Raw genomic sequence first — 23,099 nt, 5'->3', positions numbered from 1 at the left:
GCTGGGACGCTGGGGCCCATGGACAGGGACGAGGAACTGTTGAGAGGCCGGGTCTACGGCCAGGACCACGACGACCCCCGTCCGGGCCCCCGGCCCGGGCGGGTCTACGCCGAGTTGGTCGGCGGCCCGCTCGACGGCCTGCTGCTCGACGTCACCGACCGGGCGCCGGGCGCGCTGGGGGCCGGAGTCGCGCTGGAGACGGAGCTGGGCCGGTACGGCGCGGACGGGCGCTCGCTGTACGACCCGCGCCCCGGTGACGCGCTCCGCTTCGACTGGTCCGGCGACACGCCCTGACACGACCGGTTCGGGGGCATCTGCTCTCCCGGCGTCCCCCTTTCGGCCCTCCCGGCTCGCGAGTTAGCTTAGGCTTACCTAAGTAACAGTGTCTCCGTCACCTGTCCCGGGAGAACTCGGATGCGTCCCTTCAGTACCCGCGTCACACGACCCACCCCCGCCGAGCGCGTGCGATCGGTCCTCGCCGCCGCCCACTCGATGACGGTCGTCTCCGACGGAGTCCACCAGGAGGTGCACCTCCTCGACGGGACCGGGCCCATGGGACACATCCACCTGCACGACCCCTCCGAGGAGAGCCACGCCGGGCACGCCGCGCGCACCCCCGTGCGCCTGGAGTTCACCGACATCGCCCCCACCCCCGTACGCGACCGGCTGCGGGCCCGCGTCACCCTGACGGGACTCCTCGCCGCCCCCTACGAACCCGAGTCGGCCACGAGCGTCTGCGTGGAGTTCGGCCAAGCCCTCCTGGAGGACGCCGAGGGCCGCCACTTCGTCACCCTCGAAGAGCTCCACGCCACCGGCATCGACCCGATGGCCTCCTGCGAGGCCTCCATGCTCACCCACCTCGTCGACAGCCACGGCGAGCTCGTCCCCCTCCTGCTGCGCCTCGTCCGCCCGCGCCCCGAACGGGACATGGTCCGCGCCCTCCCCGTCGCCCTCGACCGGTACGGCATCACCCTGCGCCTCGAACACCCCACCGGCCACCAGGACGTCCGGCTGCCCTTCCCCACCCCCGTCACCGACATCGGCCAGGCCGCTCCCCGGATCCACGCCCTCCTCGCCGCGGCCCGCCGCTCCTCCCACCCCAACCGGCTGCTGACCTGAGCGAACGCCCGCACGCCCCGGCCGAGATGCCGGAGCGGCCCGGCGGGCCAACAATGGACGGGTAGACCCGCGCGCACGGCCGGTGCGGGGGACCGCTCGGGGACTTCCCTACCGGACACGGCCCCGCCATGAACGCAGGAAGCCCGGCCACAGACCGGCCGGCACGGCCCAAGGGCGCCCTGTACCGACTCGGCCACTGGTGCGCCCGTCACTTCATCGTCGTCATCGCCCTCTGGCTGGCGGCGATGGTGGGACTCCAGATCACCGACAGGGCCGTCGGAGGGCAGTACTCCGACGACTTCGACCTCCCCGGCGTGCAGTCGACGGAAGGCCTCGACGTCCTCCAGGCACACGATCCCGCCGTCGGCGGCTATGCCGCCCAGATCGTCCTGAACAGGCCCTCGGGGCCGCTCACGGACGAGGCGTCAGCCGTCAACTCGACCGTCGCCGCCCTTGAGAAACTGCCCGACGTCCTCGGCGCGCAGAACCCGCTGCCGCCGCCGGGCACCACCCCGCCGGCGCCCCCGGCCGGGGTCCCGAACACCGGCCCGCTGTCCACGGACGGCAAGACCGCCTACATCACCGTCCGCTTCAGCGCGCCCCCCTCCACCCTCGGCACCGGCTACCTGCCCGGCGTCGACGCCGCCGTCCAGCCGCTCCGGGACGCCGGCGTCACCGTCGAGTACGGCGGCGCGCTCGGCGAACTCGCCCGGCCGGAGGCCGACGACCGCACCAGCGAGGCCATCGGCTTCGCCGTCGCGATCGTCGTCCTCCTCATCGGCTTCGGCAGTGTCATCGCCGCCGTCCTGCCCCTGATCACGGCCCTCCTCGGAGCGGTCTGCGGCCTCGCGCTGCTCGGCCTGATGGCGGCCGCCTTCACCTTCGGCACGGTCTCACCCACCCTGGCGACCATGATCGGCCTCGGCGTGGGCATCGACTACGCCCTGTTCCTCATCACCCGCCACCGCCAGAACCTCATGAACGGGCACGATCCCGCCGACTCCGCCGGCCTCGCGACCACCACCAGCGGCCGCGCCGTCCTGGTCTCCGGCTGCACGGTCGTCATCGCCCTCTCCGGCCTGTGGGTCTCCGGCGTCAGCTTCATCGGGAAACTGGGCCTGGCGGCCGCCTTCACGGTCGTCACCGCCGTCCTCGCCGCCCTCACCCTCGTCCCGGCCATGCTCGGGCTCGTCGGCAAGCGCATCGACCGCTACCACGTCCGCAAGCCCGTGGCGGAGACCGACGCCGAGCCCGGAGCGCCCGCGCACGGCACCTGGCACCGGTACGCGCAGCGGGTGGAGAAGCGCCCCTGGTGGTTCCTGACCGGCGGAGTCCTGATGCTGCTCGTCCTGGCCTTCCCGCTGCTCTTCATCCAGCTCGGCCACATCGGCGACGGGGCCGACCCCGAGTCGTTCACGGACCGGCGCGCCTACGACCTCGTCTCCACCGCCTTCGGGCCCGGCGCCAACGGGCCGCTGACCCTCGTCGTCGACCAGTCGGCCGTGCCCGCCGCCGACCGGGCGGACCTCGCCGACAAACTCGAGCAGGCGCTCACCGGAGTCCCGGACGCGGCCTCCATCACCCCGCTCCAGACCACCTCCGACGGGGACGTCCTGGTCAGCACCGCCTACTCGGTGGCCTCCCCCCAGGACGAGAAGACCACCCGGCTCACCGACCACCTCGTCCAGGACGTGCTGCCGCAGGCGGTGGCCGGCACCGAGGCGCAGACCTACGTCACCGGCACCACGGCCGCCCAGGTCGACTTCCTCGACCTCGTCTCCAGCCGGCTCCCCCTGATCATCGCCGTGGTCGTGGCGCTCGCCTTCCTCGTCATCCTCATCGTCTTCCGGGGACTGCTCGTGGCGGTGAAGGCCGCCGTGCTCAACGTCCTCTCCATCGCCGCCTCGTACGGCGTGGTCGTGGCCGTCTTCCAGTGGGGCTGGGGCGGGCCCGCGCTCGGTGTCTCCGGCAAAGTACCCATCGAGAGCTATGTGCCGATGATGATGTTCGCCATCGTCTTCGGCCTGAGCATGGACTACGAGATCTTCCTGCTGTCCCGCGTCCGCGAGGCCTGGCTGCGCACCGGGGACTCCAGGGCCAGCGTGGCCCACGCCCTGGAGATCACCGCCCGGGTGATCACCTGCGCCGCACTGATCATGGTCAGTGTCTTCGCCGCCTTCATCGTCTCGGACAACATCGTCGTCAAGATGCTCGGCCTCGGCCTCGCGGCCAGCGTCCTCATCGACGCCACCGTGGTCCGCCTGCTCCTGGTGCCCGCCGTGCTGACCCTCCTCGGCAAGCACGCCTGGTGGACCCCGAGGTGGCTCGACCGGATCCTGCCGCACCTGGACACCGAGGGCGAGGGCGACAGCGAGCCGGAACCGGCCGCGCCGAAGAAGAGCTGAGACCCGGCCGCGCGACGGTGGCGACGCCGGGGCCGGCCGGGTGACCGCGTGGCCGGGCCGGGACTCAGCCGCGCGACAGCTCGCCGAGCAGCTTCCAGGTGCGGCGGCGGTCGTCCTCGCCGCCCAGCTCCGTCGCGGTGAACACCACCTCCGTCACACCCGCCTCGCGGTAGCGCCGTACCTCCGCGGCGACGGTCTCCTCGTCGCCGATCACGGCGAGTTCGGCCGCCCGCGAGACACCGGACAGCTCGATCGCGCGCTGGTACGACGGAATCCGCTCGTACAGCGCGAGCGCCTCGTGCGCCTTCTCCCGTAGGGCCCCGGCGTCTGCCGTGACCACGCCGGGGACCAGAGCCACGATCCGGGGCGCGGGGCGGCCGGCCGCGGTGGCGGCGGCGGTCACGGCCGGCACGATGTGCTCGGCGAGCGCACGCGGCCCCGCCAGGAACGGCAGGATGCCGTCGGCCAGTTCGCCGCTGACGCGCAGGGCCTGCGGACCCATGGCGGCGACCAGGACGGGAACCGGCGGATCGGCGCCCGGCACCGCCGCCGAGTACGGGGTCGTCGCGGTGAGCAGCTCCCCGTGGAAGTCGGCGCTGCCCGTTTCCAGCAGCGGTCGCAGGGCCGTCAGGAACTCCCTGAGCAGACCGATGGGCCGCTCGTACGGGATGCCGAAGCCGGTCTCCGTCAGATGCCTGGTGCCGAGCGCGAGCCCGAGGTGATAGCGCCCGCCGGTCGCGGCCTGCGCCGTCTGCGCCTGGCTGGAGAGGAGCAGCGGATGGCGGCCGAAGACCGGGATCGCGGAGGTCCCCACCTGGAGACCCGGCACCTCGCGCCCCACGATCGCGGCCAGTGACGGCGAGTCGTACGCGAAGGTCTGGCCGAACCACGCCGAGTGCAGGCCCGCGTCGCGCGCCTCCCGCGCGAGCCGGACCGTGCTGTCGATCGTGCGCTGGACGGCGGTCGAACCGAGCGTTACTCCGAGAGTCATGTACCCGGCAACCCGCCCGTCAGGGAACGCCATTCCCGCTCGTGTGTGAAGAGTGTGTTGCACACCCCCGGGTCCGCCCGCCGGTCCGCCCGTCGGTCCGCGCGACGCGGCGGGCGGGGGTCTGTCGGGGGAGACGCGGGGGCGGTCGCCCAACCCCGCGATGATGGTGCGATGAAGACTCTCGCCGAGGTGGACGCGCTCGCCGACCGCGCGCACGCCGGACAGACCGACAAGGCCGGCGTCCCGTACGTCGCACACGTCCGCGCGGTCGCCGCGGGCCTGGCACCGCTCGGCCCGCACCTGGCCATGGCCGGACTGCTCCACGACATCGTCGAGGACACGGAATGGACGACCCGGCGGCTCCGCGCCGCCGGAATCCCCGACCGGGTCGTCGCCATCGTCGACGCCGTCACCAACCGGCCCGGCACGGCGTACGAGGAGAAGATCCGCCGCATCACGGAGGACCCCGACGCCACCCTCGTGAAGATCGCCGACAACGCCCACAACAGCCGCGCGGACCGGTCCGCCGCCCTCCCGCCCGAGCAGCGGGAACGGCTCGCCGCCAAGTACCGGGCGGCACGCGGGGTGTTGTGGGCGGCGGCCGACCCCGCCGACATCGCGACGATCCTCCGCGTCGTCAACCCCGGCCTCCTCGACGAACTCACCCCCTGATGTGACCGGGGTCACGGGAACCCGTCCCCGGGGCCGGACAGACGAGAGACGTGAACATCGACCTGCGCGCACGCATCCGGGACGGGGACCCCTCGGCCTTCGCCGAACTCTTCGACTCCTACGCCCGGAGCGTCTACAACCACGCCTTCCGGCTGACCGGTGACTGGTCGGTCGCCGAGGACGTCATGTCGGCGACCTTCCTGGAGGCCTGGCGGCTCCGGGGCAAGGTGGACCCCGAAGGGGGATCCGTCCGGCCCTGGCTCCTCGGCGTCGCCACCAACGTCGCCCGCAACCACTGCCGCGGCAACCGCCGTTACCGGGCCGCCGCCGCCGCGTACGCCTCGTCGGGACCGCCCGAGGCCTCGGTGCCCGACCACGCCTCCGAGGTCGCCGGCCGCGTCGACGACCGCCGCCGCATCGCGGCCACCCTGCGCGCCCTCGGCACCCTCCGCCGCACCGAACGCGAGGTCCTCGTGCTCTGTCTGTGGGAAGGCCTCGCCTACACCGAGGCCGCCCAGGCCCTCGGGGTCCCCGTCGGCACCGTCCGCTCCCGGCTCTCCCGCGCCCGCACCAAGCTCCGTCTCGGAACCGAGGAGGAACTCGCCCGCGAAAAACGGGAACCCGCCCCCCGCCCCCGACAGACAACAGGTGATCGCGTGAACGCGGTCCGGCCCGCGCAGGAAGGAATCCGATGAACCCCGACCCGAACCAGCCCCGCACGGCGAACCGGCAGGAGACCGGAGTCCTCCCGGCGATCGAGGAACACGACCTTCCTCCGGGCCGCCACCAGTTCCACAAGGAGCGCCTGATGAACCAGATCCACGACGACCGCCTCGCCGCCGCGGCTCGCCCCGCACGCAACCCCTTCCTGCGGAAGGCGATCCTCCTCCCGGCCGCGACCGTCCTCGCCGGCGCGCTCGCCGTCGGCGTCCTCCTCCTCACCCCCGGCGGCGGCGCCGGCCCCGACGACCGCGCCACCGGCCCCGTCCTCACCACCTCGCTCGGCACCGTGGACGCGAAGGGCGCGCCCCGGCTCCTCGACCGGATCTCGCTCGCCGCCGCCGGGGCGGACGCCCCGCACAGCCGCGCCGGCCAGTACGTCTACATCGAGTCGCGGTCCGCCGGCACCCACCTCAGGACCGTGGGCGACGTGACCAGCGTCGTGAGCGTGCCCCTGCACACCCGGCAGACCTGGATGTCCCCCGACGGCCTCAAGGGCTGGCTGATCGAGCCCGGCACCACCGAACCCGAGGGCATCACCCTGGCGGGCCCCGACGAGACGGGCAACACCCCGAAGCCGCACCTCGGCGCGCCGACCCTCGACTACCTCGCCGCCCTCCCCACCGATCCCGACGCGCTGCTGCGGAAGATCTACAAGGAGACCGAGGGACAGGGCCGCACCAAGGACCAGCAGGCCTTCACCACCATCGGCGACCTGCTCGGCGGGAGCTGGCCGTCCCCGAAGCTGACGGCCGCCCTCTACAAGGCCGCCGCGAAGATCCCCGGCGTCGTCCTGGTCGACAGCGCCACCGACGCGGCCGGACGCAAGGGCGTCGCGGTCGCGCGGTACGACGAGACCGGTGGACAGCGCACCGAGTGGATCTTCGACCGCGAGACCTACACGTTCCTCGGGGAACGCACGGTGCAGGTGGGCGACGACGGCCAGGGCGGCCTCATCAAGCCCGGCACGGTCGTCTCCACCAACGCCGTCATGGTCCGGGCCTTCGTCGACGACATCAAGGTCACGCCGTAGGCCGTGTCCGGCCGGCCGACCAGCCGCCCAGCTCCGTCGGGCGGTTGGTGATGATCCCGTCCACGCCGAGCGCCTCCAGGGCGGCCCAGCGGGCGGGGGTGTCCACCGTCCAGACGTTCACCGCCACGCCCGCCGCGTGCAGAGCGCCGACCACCGCCGGACGGGTGGCGAGCGCCGCGTCCGAGACGTTGTACGCGGCGAGGTCCAGCTCCTCGGCGAGCGCCACCGGGTCGGCGTCGAGGGTGCTCCGCAGCAGCCCGAGCGGCAGCTCGGGCGCCAGCGCGCGGGCGTACCGCAGCGACGGGATGTCGAAGCTCTGGACGAAGACCCGGTCCGTCATGCCCTGGCTCCGGATCTCCCGGACGATCCGGGCCACCTCGGCGTGACTGTGCCGGCCCTTGATCTCCAGGAGCAGGTTCCCGCCGCGCACCCGGAGGTCCGCCAGCTGGGCGGCGAGGGTCGGCACCCGGGTGCCGGTGTAGGCGGGCGCGAACCAGGAGCCGGCGTCCAGCGCGTCCAGCTGGGCGGCGGTCAGGGAACGGACCGCGCCCGTACCGTCGGTCGTCCGGTCGACGGTCGTGTCGTGGAGGATGTACGGCACGCCGTCCTTGCTGGGCTGGACGTCGTTCTCGATCCAGACCGCCCCGCCGCGCCGCGCCACCTCGTCGGAGACCAGGGTGTTCTCGGGAGCGGCCGAGGAGGCCCCCCGGTGGGCGATCACGGTCGGCGGCGCCCCGGCGCGGCGCATCCACGGGGTCGCCGGAGCACCGGCCTTCGCCTCCGTCGCGACCTCCGCCGCGGGGCGGGGCGCGGACCGCGAGGGCGGGGCGGCGACGACGAACGCGGTCGCGAGCCCCGCCACGACGGTGGCCACGGCGACCAGGCCGGCGACTCCGCGCCGACGGGACCGGGCGACGGGCGGGTGAGCGTCTCTCATGTCGGCACACCCTAAGGGGCGCCGCCCGGCGACACGACGGGCGGCACGAGCCCTTGGCCGGAATCGCCCGGACTGCGGCATCGTGGGGGTGTGCCCGGAGCCGAGCCATCGGGGACCACGGCCGGGCGTGCGGAGTCGGGGGGACTCATGGAGACCGGAGAGAGACGTGTACCGGGCGGAGACGGGCTCGGGCCGGAAGGCGAAGGACCGGACCCCTGCGGGCGGCCCGGTGGGGACCGGGACCCCGCCACCGGTCCGGAGCGGGGCGGGGCGCCGACGCGCGGGCGGGGAGTGCTCGAAGGCGCCTTCGCGCTGCTCGACGCCCTGCGCCGCAGCGGTGACGAGGCGGGTGTGACCGAGCTGGCGCTCGTCTGCGGGGTGCCCAAGGGCAGCGTCCACCGGCTCCTCGACCAACTGGTCACCCTCGGCGCCGTCGAGCGGAAGGGCAACCGCTACCGGGTCGGACCCCAGCTGTACCGCCTCGGCCAGGCCTGGGAGCCGCACCCCGGACTGCGCCGCGCCGCCCGGCTGCCGCTCCAGCGGCTTCGGGCAGCCACCGGCGCGAGCGTGGTCCTCACCGTGCTGCGCGAGGACATGGCGATCACGGTCGGTTCGGTCCCGGGGGACCTCGAACCGCTCTTCCCCGTACGGGACGGCATGGCGTTCCACCTGGACACCGCCGCCGGGAAGGCCCTCCGGGGGCCGCTCAGGGGAGGCCCAGTCCTCGACCGGGAGGACGTGATGGCCGGCGTGTGCTGCGCCGCGCTTCCGGTCCGCACCCCGGACGGGCGCACGGTCGCGGCGCTCGCCGCCATGGTCCCGGCGAGCCGCCCGCTCGACCCGCTCGCCCGGGGCGTCGCCGAGGCGGGGGTCGCGATCGGCCGGGCGCTCGGCCGGGGCGGGCCCCGGAGGGCCGTCCCGTCGAGAGCGCTCGTGCCCTGAGCCTCTGTCGAGCGGGCCCGTTCCGGCCAGCGGAACACGCGTAGAACCGGCGGGGACCGGCGGGCACAGTAGGTGACGTGCCGAGGGGAACGGCACACCGGCCCCGCCGACAGCGGCGGGCCGGAACCACTGTCACGCGAGTGACCCGATGTGTGGGGGGACCACATGCGTACGAACCGAATCGCCCGAACGGCCGCGACCGCCCTGCTCGCCTTCGCCGGCGTCGCCGCCTTCGCCGGCACCGCGCAGGCCGAGCCGATCGACTACGTGCGGATCGAACTCGTCGAGCTGCACTGCCAGAAGAACAGCGAGGGCGACCACGACGAGGCGTACCTCAAGATCACCGACGCCAACGGCAACGCCGTCAAGGTCTGGCCCGGCAACGGTCTCAAGTACCAGACCATGGGCACCGGTTACGTCCGCTCCATGGGCGACGGCAACGGCAACGCGGCCCTGATCCTGGGCAAGCAGCAGGCCCGCACCCTGACCGTCTGGGACTACGACACGACCAGCCCCGACGACAAGCTCGGCGCCACGCTCGTCACCGGCAGCGAGGTCGGCGCCGAGACCCAGTGGCGCTCCGTCGAGGGCTCCGGCGGCGTCTACGTCATCGGCTACCGCGTGATCGACATCTGATCCGGTCGCCGCACGGGGGTGGGCCGCGCCGGTGCGACCGGCGCGGCCCTCCTCCCTGTGCGGGGATCAGTCCCCTTCGGGGGCTCGCAGCTCGCCCGACCGCGCCACCCGCGCGTACCAGCGGGCGCTGGACTTCGGGGTCCGCTCCAGGGTGTCGTAGTCCACCCGGACCGCGCCGAACCGCTTCGCGTAGCCGTAGGCCCACTCGAAGTTGTCCAGGAGCGACCAGAGGAAGTAGCCGCGGACGTCCACCCCGTCCTCGATCGCCCGGTGCACCGCCTCCAGATGCGCGTGCACGTACGCCGCGCGCTCCGGGTCGTGCACCGAACCGTCCGGGGACACCACGTCCTCGTACGCCGCCCCGTTCTCGCTGATGACCAGCGGGAGCTGGGGGTACTCCCGAGACACCCGGGTCAGCAGGTCGTACAGGGCGCTCGCGTCGACCGGCCAGCCCATCGCCGTCCGCTCGCCCGGCGCCCGGTGGAAGGCGACCGCGTCCGCGCCCGGCCAGGGCGAGTGGTCGCTGTTGCCGTGACCGTCGTCCTGTGGCTTCTCCGCCCCCTCCGGGACCTGGGAGACGAGCGTCGGCGCGTAGAAGTTGATCGCCAGCAGGTCCAGCGGCTGCCGCGCGGTCGCCGTGTCGCCGTCCCTGACGAAGGACCAGTCCGTCACCTGCGCCGTGTCGGCGATCAGGTCCTCGGGGTAGGCGCCCTCCAGCATCGGCCCCAGCCAGATCCGGTTGCCGACGGCGTCGATCCGGCGGGCCGCGTCCCGGTCCTCGGCCGAACCGGTCAGCGGCCGGATCTCGTGCAGGTTGAGGGAGACCGAGAGCTGCCGGTCCGAGGGCAGCGCCGACCGCAGGGCCTGCACCGCGAGCCCGTGCCCGAGGTTGAGGTGGTGGGCCGCGCGGAGGGAGGCCACCGGGTCCGTCCGCCCCGGGGCGTGCACCCCGGAGCCGTACCCCAGGAACGCGCTGCACCAGGGCTCGTTGAGCGTGGTCCAGCGGTTCACCCGGTCACCGAGGGCGTCGGCGACGATCCCCGCGTACTCGGCGAACCGCTCGGCGGTCGCCCGCTCCGGCCAGCCGCCCGCGTCCTCCAACTCCTGCGGCAGGTCCCAGTGGTAGAGGGTCAGGGCCGGCTCGATCCCGGCGGCGAGCAGCTCGTCGACGAGCGCCCGGTAGAAGTCGAGGCCCTTCTGGACGGCCGGGCCGCGGCCGGTGGGCTGCACCCGGGACCAGGAGACGGAGAACCGGTAGGCGTTCAGGCCGAGTTCGGACATGATGCCGACGTCCTCGCGGAACCGGTGGTAGTGGTCCACGGCCACGTCGCCGGTGTGGCCCTCGAAGACCTTGCCGGGGGTGTGCGAGAAGGTGTCCCAGATGGACGGGGTACGGCCGTCCTCCGCCGCCGCTCCCTCGATCTGGTACGCGGCGGTGGCCGCGCCCCAGAGGAAGCCGGGCGGGAACGAGCGGATGGCCGTGAGCGGCCGGGTTTCGGACGCGGTCATAGGAGAGCGCTCCCAACGCGGGTACGGGGTAGGTACGTTCGGTCGTGCGGTACGGAAGAGGGGTGGAGTGCGGGCGGCGGGCGCCGTCAGCTCTTGACGGCGCCGGCCGTGATGCCGCCCACGATGTGCTTGCCCAGGAAGGCGAAGACGAGCAGCAGCGGCACGGTGGAGATGAGGGCGCCGGTCAGCACGACGGCGTGGTCCACGCTGTGGTTGCCCGCGCCGAGACCGGCGAGCGCCACCTGCAGGGTGGGGTTGCCGTCCGGGGTGAGGGCGATGAACGGCCAGAAGAAGTCGTTCCACGCCTGGACGAAGACGAGCATGCCGAGCACGGCCATGGCGGGTCTGGCCACCGGGAAGACCACGTGCCAGATGATCCGGAGGCTGTGCGCGCCGTCCATCCTGGCCGCCTCCACCAGCTCCGTCGGCAGGGCCTCCACCAGGAACTGGCGCATGAAGAACACGCCGAAGGCGGCGACGAGCGACGGCAGGACGACCGACTGGAGCTGGTCGAACCAGCCGAGGTCCGTGATGATCTGGTAGAGCGGGATGACGCTGAGCTGCGGCGGGATGGTCATGGTGGCGACCACGAGCGAGAGCAGCATTCCCCGGCCCCGGAACGGCAGCTTGGCGAAGGCGAAACCGGCGAGCGTGGAGAACAGCACGGTGGACAGGGCCACCAGGCTCGCCACGATCGTGGTGTTGATCAGCGCCTCGCCCATGTCGACCTGGTTCCAGGCGAAGCTCAGGTTGTCCAGGAGGCGGTTGCCGGGCAGCAGCGGCGCAGGGGCCTCCACGACCCGCTCGCCGGTGTGCGAGGCGGCGACCACGTTCCAGTACAGCGGGAAGAGGGAGACGAACGCGGCCCCGACGAGCAGGACGTAGGTGAGCGGTCCCGCGTGGTGCTGGCGGCCTGCGGACTGCCGGAAGCGCCTTCCCGGGCGGTTGGCCGCCGGGGCTCGGGACGCGGTCGTGTCGAGTGTGCGGGCCATGGGTCAGCTCCCCGGCTTCTTGCGGTGATGGCGGGAGACGAGCGCCTGGACGCCGCCGACGAGCAGCAGGAGCAGCAGCATGACCCAGGCGATCGCCGAGGCCTGGCCCAGCGCGCCGGTGATCCACCCCTTCTCGTACATCAGCAGGCTCAGCGTCTGGAACTGGTTGCCGCTGCCGCCGCTGATGCCGACACTGCCGCCGAAGAGCATCGGCTCACCGAACAGCTGGGTGGCGCCGATGGTGGAGACGATGATCGTGAAGAGGATCGTCGGCCGGATGGACGGGATCGTGACGCTGACGAACTGGCGCCAGCGCGAGGCACCGTCGAGCGAGGCCGCCTCGTACAGGTCCTGGGGCACGGCCTGCATGGCGGCCAGGTAGATCAGCGCGTTGTAGCCGGTCCAGCGCCAGGTGACGATCGTCGAGATCGCGATCTGCGCCGGCCACTTGGACGACTCCCAGTTCACCGGGTCGAAGCCGAACCAGCCCAGGACGCCGTTGATCATCCCGTAGTCGGTGTTGAAGAGCTGGGCGAAGACCAGCGTCGCCGCCGCGATCGACGTGGCGTACGGGGCGAGGACCGCGACCCGGAAGAAACCCCGGCCGCGGAGCTTGTAGTTGAGCAGATGCGCCAGGCCCAGGGCCATGAGCAGCTGGGGAACGGTCGAGATGACCCCGATGGTGAAGGTGTTGACGAGCGCGTTCCAGAAGAACTCGCTGGTCGCGAGGTCGGTGTAGTTCTCCAGGCCCTTCCACGTCGGGTCACCGCCGAGCTCGACCCGGTGGAGCGAGAGCCAGCCGGTGTAGATCAGCGGGAAGAGACCGAAGGCGGCGAAGGTGAGGAAGAACGGGGCGACGAAGACGTACGGGATCGCCCTGAGGTCCCAGCGGTAGAGCGTGCTGCGCCAGCGGGGGGAGGAGCGGTGGCCGCGCGGGCCGGGGGAGGAGGGCGGTGCGGCGGGCGGCGGGGAGCCGTCCGGCCTCGCCCGAACGGGGGTGGCCACGGGGGCGTCCTTCCGGGTCGATGCGTGCGGTGGTGCGGACGGTGCGGGTCCGCCGCCCGCGGGCGGCGGACCCGCACACGGCCCCCGCTACTGGTCGATCTTGTCGTCGACCAGCTTCTTGACGTTCTCCCAGGCCTTGGCCGGGTCGGTGCCGCGCTGCTCGATGTCGAGGATGCCGTTGTCGGTGAGGAAGGTCTTCACCTGGCCGTCGTACCGGCTGATCGAGGCGGGCGTGATGCCGGCCGCCGCGCTGGAGAAGATCTTGCCGACCGGGGTGTCGCCGAAGTACGGCAGCTTCGCCTCCTGGACCGTCGAGGACGTCAGCGTGTCCTTCGACGAGGGGATGTTGCCGTTGACCGCGAACACCTTGGCGTGCTGCTCCGGGGCGGTCAGCCAGGCGGCCAGCTCGGCGGCCTCCTTGGTGTGCTTGCCGGCCTTGGGCACGGCGAGGAAGGCGCCGCCCCAGTTGCCGGCGACCGGCGGCGCGGCGATGTCCCACTTGCCCTGGTTGGCGGGTCCGGCCTGGTCCTTGATGATGCCGGTCATCCAGCTGGGGCAGGCGACGGTGGCGAACTTCGAGTTCTTGAAGGCCGCGTTCCAGGTGCCCTTCTCGTCGAACTGGCGGAGCTTGGCGGTGAGTCCGCCCTGGGCCGCCGTGACGGCCGTCTCCCAGGCCTTCTTCACGCCGGGGCTGTTCTCCCAGTCGAGCTTGCCGCTGGTGTCGGCGTACTGCACGGGGTCGCTGGAGATGACGGCGTTGAAGAGTCCGCTCGCCGAGTCGTGGAAGGAGGTGCCCGCGGGGGCGGCCGCCTTGTACTTCTCGCCGGTCTCGATGAACTTGGCCCAGTCGCCCGACCACAGCTTGGCGACGGCGTCGCGCTCGGTGGGCAGTTTGGCCTTGGCGAAGAGGTCCTTGTTGTAGCAGATGGCCATCGGGCCGATGTCGGTGCCGAGGCCGATCACCTTGCCGTCGCCGGTCGTGGCCTGCTTGACCTTCCAGTCGAGGAAGTCGCCGAGGTTCGCGCCGCCCTCCTTGCCCAGGTCGATCCACTTGTTCGCCATGGCCGGGCCGGTCGCCTCGGCGATGTAGCCGACCTCGACGGCCTGGATGTCGGCGACGCCGCTGTTCTGGGAGAGGCGCAGCTTGAGGGTGTCCCAGTACTTCTGACCGTCGGAGACGTTCGACTCCTCGATCTTGATGTTCGGGTGGAGCCGCTCGTACTCGGCGTAGAGCTTGGCGCCGGTCTTGTCGTCGTAGCCGAAGGAACCGAAGGTCCCGACCCGCAGCGTGATCTTCCCGCCCGCCTGGCCGCCCCCGCCGCCCTTGGCGCCGTTGTCGTCGTCGCTGCCGCAACCGGTGAGCAGGGTCGTGCCGGTCACGACGACGGCGACCGCCGCGATCGCCGCACGGCGTCCGCGTCTGCTGCTGGAAGTGCGCATTCCACTCTCCTCGTCCAAAGGTGGTGCTCGTTGTGCGCCAAGAGGTCCGGCCCGCTGATCGCGGCTCGGCGGCGCCGGCCGGGACCTGATGCAAGGCTGTGCGCATCCCGGATGGGAGCGCTCCCACGTCGTTGCCGGAAGGTTGCTGCCTGGCGGGTGGGGGTGTCAAGAGATGAACGCGGATTCGTTACCGGAAGGTTTTCCGGGGGTTTCGCGGCCTCTCGCGGCCGTCGTCGCGTCATCTCCTGAACACACCCTCGTGGCGCGGCCCGGGTCCCGTGGGCTAGTTTGGGGCTCGGTTGGGAGCGCTCCCATGACCTTCGGGCCCAGGGTGAGCTGCGCGTTGTCCTACGAGGGGAGTGCGGGAGCGGTGAACGGACGGCAGAGCGGCAGACCCACCCTGGAGGAGGTCGCGGCCATGGCAGGGGTCGGCCGGGGCACGGTCTCCCGGGTCATCAACGGCTCCCCCCGCGTGAGCGAGCGGACCAGGACGGCCGTCGCCAGAGCCGTCGCCGAACTCGGCTACGTACCCAACCAGGCGGCCCGCGCCCTCGCCGGCAGCCGTACGGACGCGATCGCGCTCGTCATCCCCGAGGCCGAGACCCGGCTCTTCGCGGAGCCGTACTTCCTCGACCTCATCCGCGGGGTCAGCGCAGAACTCGCCGAGGCCGACAAACAGTTGCTGCTCACCCTGGTCCGCAGCGAGCAGGAGCGCCAGCGCTTCGAGCAGTACCTCGCCGCCCAGCGCGTCGACGGCGTCCTGCTCGCCTCCGTCCACGGCGACGACCCGCTGCCCGACCGCGTCAGGGAACTCGGCCTCCCCGTCGTCATGAACGGACGCCGCTCGGAGGCCGAGCCCGTGCCCTACGTCGACTCCGACAACATCGGAGCCGGCCGGGCCGCCGTCGCGCACCTCGTGGCGCGCGGACGGAGCAGGATCGCGACCGTCACGGGACCGCTCGACATGTACGTGGCGCGCGCCCGGCTCGGCGGCTACCGCGCCGGACTCACGGAGGCCGGACTCGCGCCCGACGAGGCGCTGGTCTCGGCGGGCGACTTCACCGAGGAGGGCGGCCGGCTGGCCATGCGGCGGCTGCTCGACCGCAGCCCGGACCTGGACGCGGTCTTCGCCGCCTCCGACGTCATGGCGGCGGGCGCGCGGGCGGCCCTGCGGGAGGCGGGGCGGCGGGTGCCGGCGGACGTGGCCCTCGTGGGGGTCGACGACTCGCCGGTGGCACGGCTGACGGACCCGCCGCTGACGAGTGTGCGGCAGCCCATCGAGGAGATGGGCCGCACGATGGCGCGGATGCTGCTCCAGGACATCGCGGAGGCACCGGAAGAGCCCCGGCGGCACGTGCTGCCGACGGAGCTGATCGTGCGGGAGTCGAGCTGAGCAGGTCGGCGCGGGCACGCGCGCGTGGGGGTGGGCGGGGAGTTCCCTGTGGCGGGCCGGGACCCCGGCCCGCCACAAGGTCGCGCGGGGGTGTTACAGCGCCGGGTGGGCGTTCTTCAGGAGCTCCTGGAACTGGGCCGAGAACCACTGGCCCGAGATCGGGGCGTCCGGCAGCGCGCCCGACATGCTGTTCCCGTTACGGGCGTTGCCCGTGTAGGTCGGATCGCACATCCGGTCGAAGCCCTTGCCCTCGTTGTTCGGGATCTCCTTGCTGGCGCCGTCGGACTCGCCCGGGGGCTTCATCCAGACGTACGCGTCGATGCCCGTGGCGGGCGCCGCCTGCGGCCGCTCGCCGAGACCGGCGCCGGACTGGTTGCACCAGTTGCCGAGGTGGATGCGCCGGTCGTAGCGACCGCCGTTGACGTAGGTGTCGACGCTGGTCGTCGCGCCCGGGGCGGTGGGCCGGGCGGTGCCGCCCCAGCCGTTGCGGGAGGTGTCGATCAGCATGCCGAGGCCGCTGTCGAAGCCCAGCTGGACCAGCTTGGCGCGCATGGCCTGGGCGTACGACAGCTCGTCGGTGTACCGGTTCCAGTCGACCCACTTCGACTGGCGCACGGAGACGCCGTTCACGCTGTCGTTGATCGTGAAGTGGTTCTCCTTCAGGGCGCTGTAGTTGGCGGTGTTGACGATGAAGCCGTGGACGTTGGAGAGCGTGGAGCCCTCGGCGGTGGCCGCCTGCTTGAACAGTTCGGCGGAGGGGCCGAAGTTGTCGTCCCAGCCGAGCCAGCCGTGGTGGCCGGCGTCCACGTAGTTGTAGACGTTGCCGATCGCGCCGAGCTTCTTGAGCGCGTAGCCGACACCGGTGACGTAGTTGCCGTTGGCCTTCATGACGTCGCAGTTGGGCGTGGCGGTCGGGCGGCCGGAGACGTTGGTGACGAGGTTGGGCAGCGAGTCGATCTCGACCGTGGTGACGATCCGCAGCCCCGCGTACTTGGAGTCGGCAAGGATCGCGGCGATCGGGTCGATGTAGTCGGTCTTGTAGCGGCCGATCTCGGTCGGGCCGAGCTCGCCGTTGGAGGCGAGCGCGGCGCAGTCGCGGCCCGGCAGGTTGTAGACGACCAGCTGGACGACGAGCTCGCCGGTGCCCTTCTGCCGGAGGGCCTCGTCGAGGTGGGCACGCAGGCCCATGGAGGTGGCGGAGCCGTTGACGGCGGCGATCCGGTCCAGCCAGACACCGGTGGGCTGGCCGGAGATCTTCGTGCCGCCGGGCTCGGCCGCCGCCTTCGCGGCCCACTCCGGGTTCACGTACACCTTGGCGCCGGCGTACGGGTTGTCGGCCTTGCCGCCGGCCGGCGGCGGGGTGGTGGGAGGCGTGGTCGGGGGAGTGGTGGGCGGGGTGGTCGGGGGCTGGGTCGGCTCGGTGGCGCCGTTGCAGACGACCCCGTTCAGCTTGAAGGTGGCCGGTACGGCGTTGGTGCCGCTGTACGAGCCGTTGAAGCCGAAGGAGGTCGAACCGCCCGTGGCCAGGGTCCCGTTGTAGGAGACGTTCTTGGCGGTGACGGCGGTGCCGGACTGGGTGATCGTGGCGTTCCAGCCCTGGGTGACCTGCTGGTTGCCCGCGTAGGACCATTCGAGGGTCCAGGCGGCAACCGGGTCACCGGTGTTGGTGACGGTCACGTCGGCGCCGAAGCCGGTGCTCCACTGGTTGGTGATCCGGTAGTCGACCCGGCAACCGGGGGCCGCGGCGCCGGCGGTGGCGGTGCCGAGGACGGTGGCGGTGGCGCCGGTGGCCGTGATGAGGCCGAGGGCCGCCAGGAGGGCGGTGCGGCTGGTGCTTCTGGTGCGGCTCATGCGGGTGGGGATTCCTTCCAGGGGGTGGGATCAGGGGGTGAGGCCGCGCAGGTGATCGCGCAGCCCGATGCCGAACGCGGTGGGAGTGCCGTCGTACGAACTGATCAGCGCGGGACCCGAGTTGCAGTTCCAGGTGTTCCAGGTCCAGCCCAGGTACGAGAGGCCGCGGTCGTCGAACCACTCCATGACGCGGTCGACGAACGCGTGTCCGCAGGTGTTCTCGCCGATCTCGCCGGCGAGGAGGGGAACCTCGGCGGCCACCGGGGCGAGGGTGGTGTTCCAGCACGTCTCGTCGGAGCAGGTGTTGAAGTTGTAGACGTGCCAGGCGGCGGCCAGATTGTCCGCCGGGTCGGTGGGGGCGTACGCGAGCCACTGACTCAGGTCGTTGGAGTACGCGATGCCCGGGACGAGGACGAGGTTCCTCGCCCCTGTCGCGCGGACCGCGTCCACCAGGTCCTGCATGCCGGCGACCTCGTAGCCGATGCCCGGGCAGCTGCCGCCGTCGCGCCAGCAGGTCCACGCCTGGGTCGCGGTGGAGGTCGCCCGGTCCGGATAGGGCTCGTTGAAGAGGTCGAAGACGACCCGCCGGTCGTTCTTGAAGGTGTTCGCCACCGAGGTCCAGAACGCCGGGGTGTACTGGGCGCCGGGCATCGGCTTCTGGCAGGAGGCGTGCACGTCGGAGCAGCCCGCCGAGTTGCCCGTGTACAGACCGTGCGTCCAGTGCAGTTCGACCACGGGTGTCATGCCGTGGGCGAGGACCCTGTTCACCAGGTCCCTGACCGCGTCGATGTAGGGCGTGCCGCGGTAGGCGGGCTTGATGTTGTCGAGGCCGAGCCAGCACTCCTCGTTGAGGGGGATGCGGACCGTGTTGGCCTTCCAGTCGGCGATGGCCCTGACCGAGGCGTCGTCGACGGGGCCGTCGAAGAAGCCGTGGCCCTGGACGCACATGAACTCACCGCCGGAGCGGTTGACGCCGAGGAGGCGTCGGGTGGCGCCGTTCTGGTCGGTGAACCTGTTTCCGGACACGCTGAGTTCGGGCGCGCCGGTGACCGGGGCCGGTGTCGGCGGGGGAGTGGTGGGCGGCGTGGTCGGAGGGGTGGTCGGCTCGGTGGGTGTGGGCGTGGGTGTGGGAGTCGGCGTCGGCGTCGGGGGGACGCCGGTGCCGCACGGGGCGCCGTTGAGCGTGAACGCGGTGGGAGCCGTGTTGGCGCCCGACCAGGAGGCGATGAAGCCGCCCGACACCTTCGCTCCCGTGCCGAGCGAGGCGTTCCAGCTCTCGTTCACGACCGTGACGGCGGCCCCGGACTGGGACCACTTCCCACCCCAGCCCTGACTGACGGACTGGCCGGCCGGAAAGTCGAAGCCGAGTCTCCAACCACTCAGCTGCGCACCGTTGTTGGTGATCGTGACGGCGCCCTGGTAGCCGCCGGCCCACTGGCCGGTGACCGAGTACTCCACCGTGCAGACGGGTGCGGCCGCGGCTCCTGAGGCCGTACCCAAGAGGGCGAACGCGGTGCTCGCCATCGTGAGCGCCGCTCCGGAGAGCAGCGCGGACAGACGTGGGGGATGTCGCATGAGCGAGTCCTCGCAGCGAGGGCACACCTCTGGCGGTGTGCCGACCGGACGGATTCGCTCCCACTGGTCGGCCAGACCGTAGCGTCAACTGCCGCCAAGGAAAAGAGGGGTTGGGTAAATTTCCTTGTCCGTTGCCTTCGACTCTTCACGCACCTTGACGCCGCAGCGCCCCAACTGCACAGTGGGAGCGCTCCCACTGGTTCACAGCTTGTCTCCAGGCACGTTCCGCTCTTCGCTCCCCCCGCCCTCACGAGCCGCGAGGAGAACCACCCGCATGCCACGCCTCCGACCGAGAACGAGCCCACGCCGACCGTTGACCGCCCTCGCCGCGGCGCTGTCCCTCTCCCTCGGCCTCCCCGCCGTCGGAGCCGACACCGCCGTGGCGGCCGCCGTCCGGTGCGGCGTCGACTACCGGACGAACGACTGGGGTTCGGGCTTCACGGCCGAACTCACCCTCACCAACCGCGGCGCCGAAGCCCTCACCGGCTGGACGCTCACCTACGCCCAGACCGGCGACCAGAAGCTCACCAACGGCTGGAGCGGAGTCTGGTCCCAGTCCGGCAGGACCGTCACCGTGACCAACGCGTCGTGGAACGGCACCCTCGCCCCCGGGGCCGCCGTCACCACCGGCGCCCAGTTCACCTACACCGGGGCCAACGCCGCCCCGACCTCGTTCGCGGTCAACGGCACCCCCTGCACCGGCGCCCACCAGCCCCCGGTCGCCGTCCTCACCAGCCCCGCCCCCGGAGCCGTATACACCGAGGGCGACGCGGTCCCGCTCGCCGCCACCGCCGCGGCCGCGGACGGTGCCACCGTCGGCAAGGTGGAGTTCTACAGCGACTCCACGCTCCTCGGCACCGACGACACCGCACCCTTCACCTTCAGCGCCACCGGTCTCGCCGCCGGAGCCCACTCCCTCTACGCCAGGGCCCACGACAGCCTCGGCGCCTCCGCCGAGTCGGCCCCCGTCGGCATCACCGTCGCCGCGGGCCCCGCGCTCGTCGCCTCCCCGAGTCAGCTCGGGGTACGGCAGGGAACCACCGGCACCTTCGACCTGAAGCTCTCGACCGCCCCCACGGCGAACGTCACGGTCGGCGTCACCCGTACCTCGGGCAACACCAACCTCACCGCGACCCCCGCCGCGCTCACCTTCACTCCGTCGAACTGGAACACCGCGCAGAAGGTGACCGTCGCCGCCGCGGCCACCGGCACCGGCTCGGCCGTGTTCACCGCAACCGCCCCGGGCCACGCCAAGGCCCAGGTCACCGTCGCCCAGCTGGCCGCCGACTCGACGTACGACGCACGCTTCCTGGACCTCCACGGGAAGATCACCGACCCGGCCAACGGGTACTTCTCACCCGAGGGCATCCCGTACCACTCGGTGGAGACGCTGATCGTCGAGGCCCCCGACCACGGGCACCAGACGACCTCGGAGGCGTACAGCTACCTGATCTGGCTCCAGGCCATGTACGGCAAGATCACCGGCGACTGGACCAAGTTCAACGGAGCCTGGGACATCATGGAGAAATTCATGATCCCCACCCACGCGGACACGCCCACCACCGGCTCCTACAACGCCTCGAAGCCGGCGACGTACGCCCCCGAGTGGGACCTGCCCTCGCAGTACCCCGCCCGGCTCGACTCCGGAGTGACCTCCGGCTCCGACCCGATCGCCGCCGAGCTCAAGAGCGCCTACAGCACCGACGACATCTACGGCATGCACTGGATCCAGGACGTCGACAACGTCTACGGCTTCGGCAACGAGCCCGGCAAGTGCTCCGCCGGACCGACGGCGACCGGCCCCTCGTACATCAACACCTTCCAGCGCGGCCCGCAGGAGTCCGTCTGGGAGACCGTCACCCACCCGACCTGCGACAACTTCACGTACGGCGGGAAGAACGGCTACCTCGACCTCTTCACCGGGGACGCCTCCTACGCCAAGCAGTGGAAGTTCACCAACGCCCCTGACGCCGACGCCCGCGCCGTCCAGGCCGCCTACTGGGCCGATCTCTGGGCCAAGCAGCAGGGCAAGGGGGGCCAGGTCTCCGCGACCGTCGGCAAGGCGGCCAAAATGGGCGACTACCTGCGGTACGCCATGTTCGACAAGTACTTCAAGAAGGTCGGCGACTGCGTCGGCCCGACCGCCTGCCCGGCCGGCACCGGCAAGAACAGCGCGCACTACCTGATGTCCTGGTACTACGCCTGGGGCGGCGCCACCGACACCTCGGCCGGCTGGTCCTGGCGCATCGGATCCAGCCACGCGCACGGCGGCTACCAGAACCCCCTCGCCGCCTACGCCCTCAGCTCCTACGCCCCGCTCAAGCCCAAGTCCGCGACAGGGCAGGCGGACTGGGCGACCAGCCTCGACCGGCAGCTGGAGTTCTACCGCTGGCTCCAGTCCGACGAGGGAGCCATCGCGGGCGGCGCGACCAACAGCTGGCAGGGCCGCTACGCCACCCCGCCGGCCGGCACCCCCACCTTCCACGGCATGTACTACGACGAGAAGCCCGTCTACCACGACCCCGCGTCCAACCAGTGGTTCGGCTTCCAGGCCTGGTCGATGGAACGGGTCGCCGAGTACTACCAGCAGACCGGTGACGCCGAGGCGAAGACCGTCCTCGACAAGTGGGTCTCCTGGGCGCTGTCCAAGACCACGATCAACCCGGACGGCACCTACCGCATCCCGTCGACCCTCCAGTGGTCCGGCAAGCCCGACACCTGGAACGCGGCGAACCCCGGCGCCAACGCCGGTCTGCACGTCACCGTCGCCGACTACACGAACGACGTCGGTGTCGCCGCCGCCTACGCCAAGACCCTCACCTACTACGCGGCCAAGTCCGGCCACGCCGAGGCCAAGCGCGTCGCCAAGGCCCTCCTCGACGGCATGTGGGACCACCACCAGGACCCGCTGGGCGTCGCCGTCGAGGAGACCCGCGCCGACTACCACCGCTTCGACGACCCCGTGTACGTACCGAACGGCTGGACCGGCACCATGCCGAACGGCGACACGGTGAACAACACCTCCACCTTCGCCTCGATCCGCAGCTTCTACCAGGACGACCCGGCCTGGCCGAAGATCGAGGCCTATCTGGCGGGCGGCGCCGCGCCCGTCTTCACGTACCACCGTTTCTGGGCCCAGGCGGACATCGCCCTGGCCATGGGCTCGTACGCCGAGCTGCTCGAATAGCAGCCGCCCCGCAGGGAGCGGCTCGGCGTACGACGAGGCCGGGCGGCCGCCGGAAGGCGCCGCCCGGCCCGCACGCGTACCCGCGCGGTCCGCGGGATCAGGCGCCCGTCGTGGAGCCCGGGCGGACGATCATCAGGACGACGACGACCGCCCAGAGGACGTTGAACATCCCGGTGGTCATGGAGAGCCGGGACGCGATCGGCCGCGCCTCCCGCTCCGCCGCCGCGCCCTCGGCCAGGGCGAGCATGCGCCGCTGGCCCGGCAGGATCGCCAGGCCGAGGAGGGCGGCGGCGACGACGGTCAGCACGAGCGAGACGATCAGCCACGCGTCGGTCAGCACGCCGAGCCGGGCGCCGGTGGCGATGCCGAACACCGGGACGACGACACCCGCGACGGCGTACCCGGTGCAGACCCGGTGGAGCAGCCGGGCCGTCCCGGTCCCGGTGTCCCTCCCGGTTGGGGCCCCCGTCTCCTCGGGGCGCGCGTCGGGCTCCCCGTCTCCGAAGGCCCGTAGCGCGACGCGCGGGAACATCGACGCGGCCACGGTGATCGATCCGACCGTGACGATCGCGACCAGGACGTGGACGGACAACAGGAACTCGGTCACGGCGTGCGCCTCCGTGGGGATGCCGAGCAGAAGCTCGATGGACTGGCTGCCAATACGTTGGCTACCAATACATACACTGCCTACA

The 23,099-nt window shown here is 71.9% G+C and carries 19 protein-coding genes; 10 read left to right on the top strand and 9 right to left on the bottom strand.

Translation table 11 applies throughout. The features are described 5' to 3' along the window. Positions 1-18 precede the first annotated feature (18 nt). The 3 genes from ACRRSS_RS23000 to ACRRSS_RS22990 all read left to right on the top strand — a co-directional run bounded on the left by ACRRSS_RS23000 (position 19) and on the right by ACRRSS_RS22990 (position 3,524). A complete protein-coding gene (locus ACRRSS_RS23000) occupies positions 19-294 on the top strand; it encodes a hypothetical protein (RefSeq protein WP_435973015.1) in 276 nt (91 codons plus the stop codon). A gap of 120 nt (positions 295-414) precedes the next feature. After that, entirely contained in the window at positions 415-1,119 is a 705-nt protein-coding gene (locus tag ACRRSS_RS22995) for a DUF2470 domain-containing protein (protein ID WP_435973014.1), read from the top strand. A gap of 128 nt (positions 1,120-1,247) precedes the next feature. Further along, positions 1,248-3,524 (top strand): MMPL family transporter, encoded by a 2,277-nt coding sequence (locus tag ACRRSS_RS22990; protein WP_435973013.1) that lies wholly within the window; start codon positions 1,248-1,250, stop codon positions 3,522-3,524. 64 nt (positions 3,525-3,588) lie between these two features. On the opposite strand, the gene ACRRSS_RS22985 is transcribed toward ACRRSS_RS22990, so the two are convergent. Then, a complete protein-coding gene (locus tag ACRRSS_RS22985) occupies positions 3,589-4,515 on the bottom strand; it encodes a TIGR03564 family F420-dependent LLM class oxidoreductase (RefSeq protein ID WP_435973012.1) in 927 nt (308 codons plus the stop codon). 171 nt (positions 4,516-4,686) lie between these two features. Between ACRRSS_RS22985 and ACRRSS_RS22980 the strand changes: the two genes are divergently transcribed. Genes ACRRSS_RS22980 through ACRRSS_RS22970 form a run of 3 tightly spaced genes read left to right on the top strand, consistent with a single transcriptional unit; the run spans position 4,687 to position 6,940 of the window. Next, complete coding sequence (locus tag ACRRSS_RS22980; RefSeq protein WP_435973011.1) at positions 4,687-5,187, top strand: HD domain-containing protein; 501 nt, start codon at positions 4,687-4,689, stop codon at positions 5,185-5,187. Positions 5,188-5,237: 50 nt separating this feature from the next. Further along, entirely contained in the window at positions 5,238-5,882 is a 645-nt protein-coding gene (locus ACRRSS_RS22975; RefSeq protein WP_435973010.1) for an RNA polymerase sigma factor, read from the top strand. After that, a complete protein-coding gene (locus ACRRSS_RS22970) occupies positions 5,879-6,940 on the top strand; it encodes a CU044_5270 family protein (protein WP_435973009.1) in 1,062 nt (353 codons plus the stop codon). The genes ACRRSS_RS22975 and ACRRSS_RS22970 overlap by 4 nt, the downstream gene beginning before the upstream one ends. Here the strand turns inward: ACRRSS_RS22970 and ACRRSS_RS22965 are convergent. After that, on the bottom strand, positions 6,930-7,877 hold the full coding sequence (locus ACRRSS_RS22965) for a glycerophosphodiester phosphodiesterase (protein ID WP_435973008.1): 948 nt from the start codon (positions 7,875-7,877) through the stop codon (positions 6,930-6,932). The two genes, ACRRSS_RS22970 and ACRRSS_RS22965, sit on opposite strands and share 11 nt — an antisense overlap. Before the next feature lie 291 nt (positions 7,878-8,168). On the opposite strand from ACRRSS_RS22965, the gene ACRRSS_RS22960 reads away from it, so the two are divergent. Continuing rightward, positions 8,169-8,819 carry an IclR family transcriptional regulator gene (locus ACRRSS_RS22960; RefSeq protein ID WP_435973007.1) on the top strand — a complete coding sequence of 217 codons (651 nt, stop codon included), beginning with the start codon at positions 8,169-8,171 and terminating at the stop codon, positions 8,817-8,819. Positions 8,820-8,984: 165 nt separating this feature from the next. Beyond that, on the top strand, positions 8,985-9,455 hold the full coding sequence (locus tag ACRRSS_RS22955) for a hypothetical protein (protein WP_435973006.1): 471 nt from the start codon (positions 8,985-8,987) through the stop codon (positions 9,453-9,455). A gap of 66 nt (positions 9,456-9,521) precedes the next feature. On the opposite strand, the gene ACRRSS_RS22950 is transcribed toward ACRRSS_RS22955, so the two are convergent. The 4 genes from ACRRSS_RS22950 to ACRRSS_RS22935 all read right to left on the bottom strand — a co-directional run bounded on the left by ACRRSS_RS22950 (position 9,522) and on the right by ACRRSS_RS22935 (position 14,401). Continuing rightward, positions 9,522-10,964 (bottom strand): GH1 family beta-glucosidase, encoded by a 1,443-nt coding sequence (locus ACRRSS_RS22950; RefSeq protein WP_435973005.1) that lies wholly within the window; start codon positions 10,962-10,964, stop codon positions 9,522-9,524. Between the two features lie 86 nt (positions 10,965-11,050). Next, positions 11,051-11,956 (bottom strand): carbohydrate ABC transporter permease, encoded by a 906-nt coding sequence (locus ACRRSS_RS22945; protein ID WP_435973004.1) that lies wholly within the window; start codon positions 11,954-11,956, stop codon positions 11,051-11,053. A gap of 3 nt (positions 11,957-11,959) precedes the next feature. Then, positions 11,960-12,961 (bottom strand): carbohydrate ABC transporter permease, encoded by a 1,002-nt coding sequence (locus tag ACRRSS_RS22940; protein ID WP_435973003.1) that lies wholly within the window; start codon positions 12,959-12,961, stop codon positions 11,960-11,962. Positions 12,962-13,048: 87 nt separating this feature from the next. Then, on the bottom strand, positions 13,049-14,401 hold the full coding sequence (locus tag ACRRSS_RS22935; protein WP_435973002.1) for an ABC transporter substrate-binding protein: 1,353 nt from the start codon (positions 14,399-14,401) through the stop codon (positions 13,049-13,051). Positions 14,402-14,714: 313 nt separating this feature from the next. Between ACRRSS_RS22935 and ACRRSS_RS22930 the strand changes: the two genes are divergently transcribed. Then, positions 14,715-15,794 carry a LacI family DNA-binding transcriptional regulator gene (locus ACRRSS_RS22930; RefSeq protein WP_435973001.1) on the top strand — a complete coding sequence of 360 codons (1,080 nt, stop codon included), beginning with the start codon at positions 14,715-14,717 and terminating at the stop codon, positions 15,792-15,794. Between the two features lie 93 nt (positions 15,795-15,887). Here the strand turns inward: ACRRSS_RS22930 and ACRRSS_RS22925 are convergent, their stop codons facing one another. Next, a complete protein-coding gene (locus ACRRSS_RS22925) occupies positions 15,888-17,645 on the bottom strand; it encodes a glycoside hydrolase family 6 protein (protein ID WP_435973000.1) in 1,758 nt (585 codons plus the stop codon). Positions 17,646-17,675: 30 nt separating this feature from the next. Continuing rightward, positions 17,676-19,220, bottom strand: a complete 1,545-nt coding sequence (locus ACRRSS_RS22920) for a cellulase family glycosylhydrolase (protein ID WP_435972999.1) — start codon at positions 19,218-19,220, stop codon at positions 17,676-17,678. A gap of 274 nt (positions 19,221-19,494) precedes the next feature. Here ACRRSS_RS22920 and ACRRSS_RS22915 point away from each other — a divergent pair, with 274 nt between their 5' ends. Next, complete coding sequence (locus tag ACRRSS_RS22915; protein WP_435972998.1) at positions 19,495-22,407, top strand: glycoside hydrolase family 48 protein; 2,913 nt, start codon at positions 19,495-19,497, stop codon at positions 22,405-22,407. Positions 22,408-22,504: 97 nt separating this feature from the next. Here the strand turns inward: ACRRSS_RS22915 and ACRRSS_RS22910 are convergent, their stop codons facing one another. Beyond that, entirely contained in the window at positions 22,505-23,014 is a 510-nt protein-coding gene (locus tag ACRRSS_RS22910; RefSeq protein WP_435972997.1) for a hypothetical protein, read from the bottom strand. Positions 23,015-23,099 lie beyond the last annotated feature (85 nt).

This window comes from Streptomyces sp. Qhu_M48 (assembly GCF_051305195.1).
In the GTDB taxonomy this organism is placed as follows: Bacteria; Actinomycetota; Actinomycetes; order Streptomycetales; family Streptomycetaceae; genus Streptomyces.
This window is presented reverse-complemented; position numbering and strand designations above follow the sequence as displayed.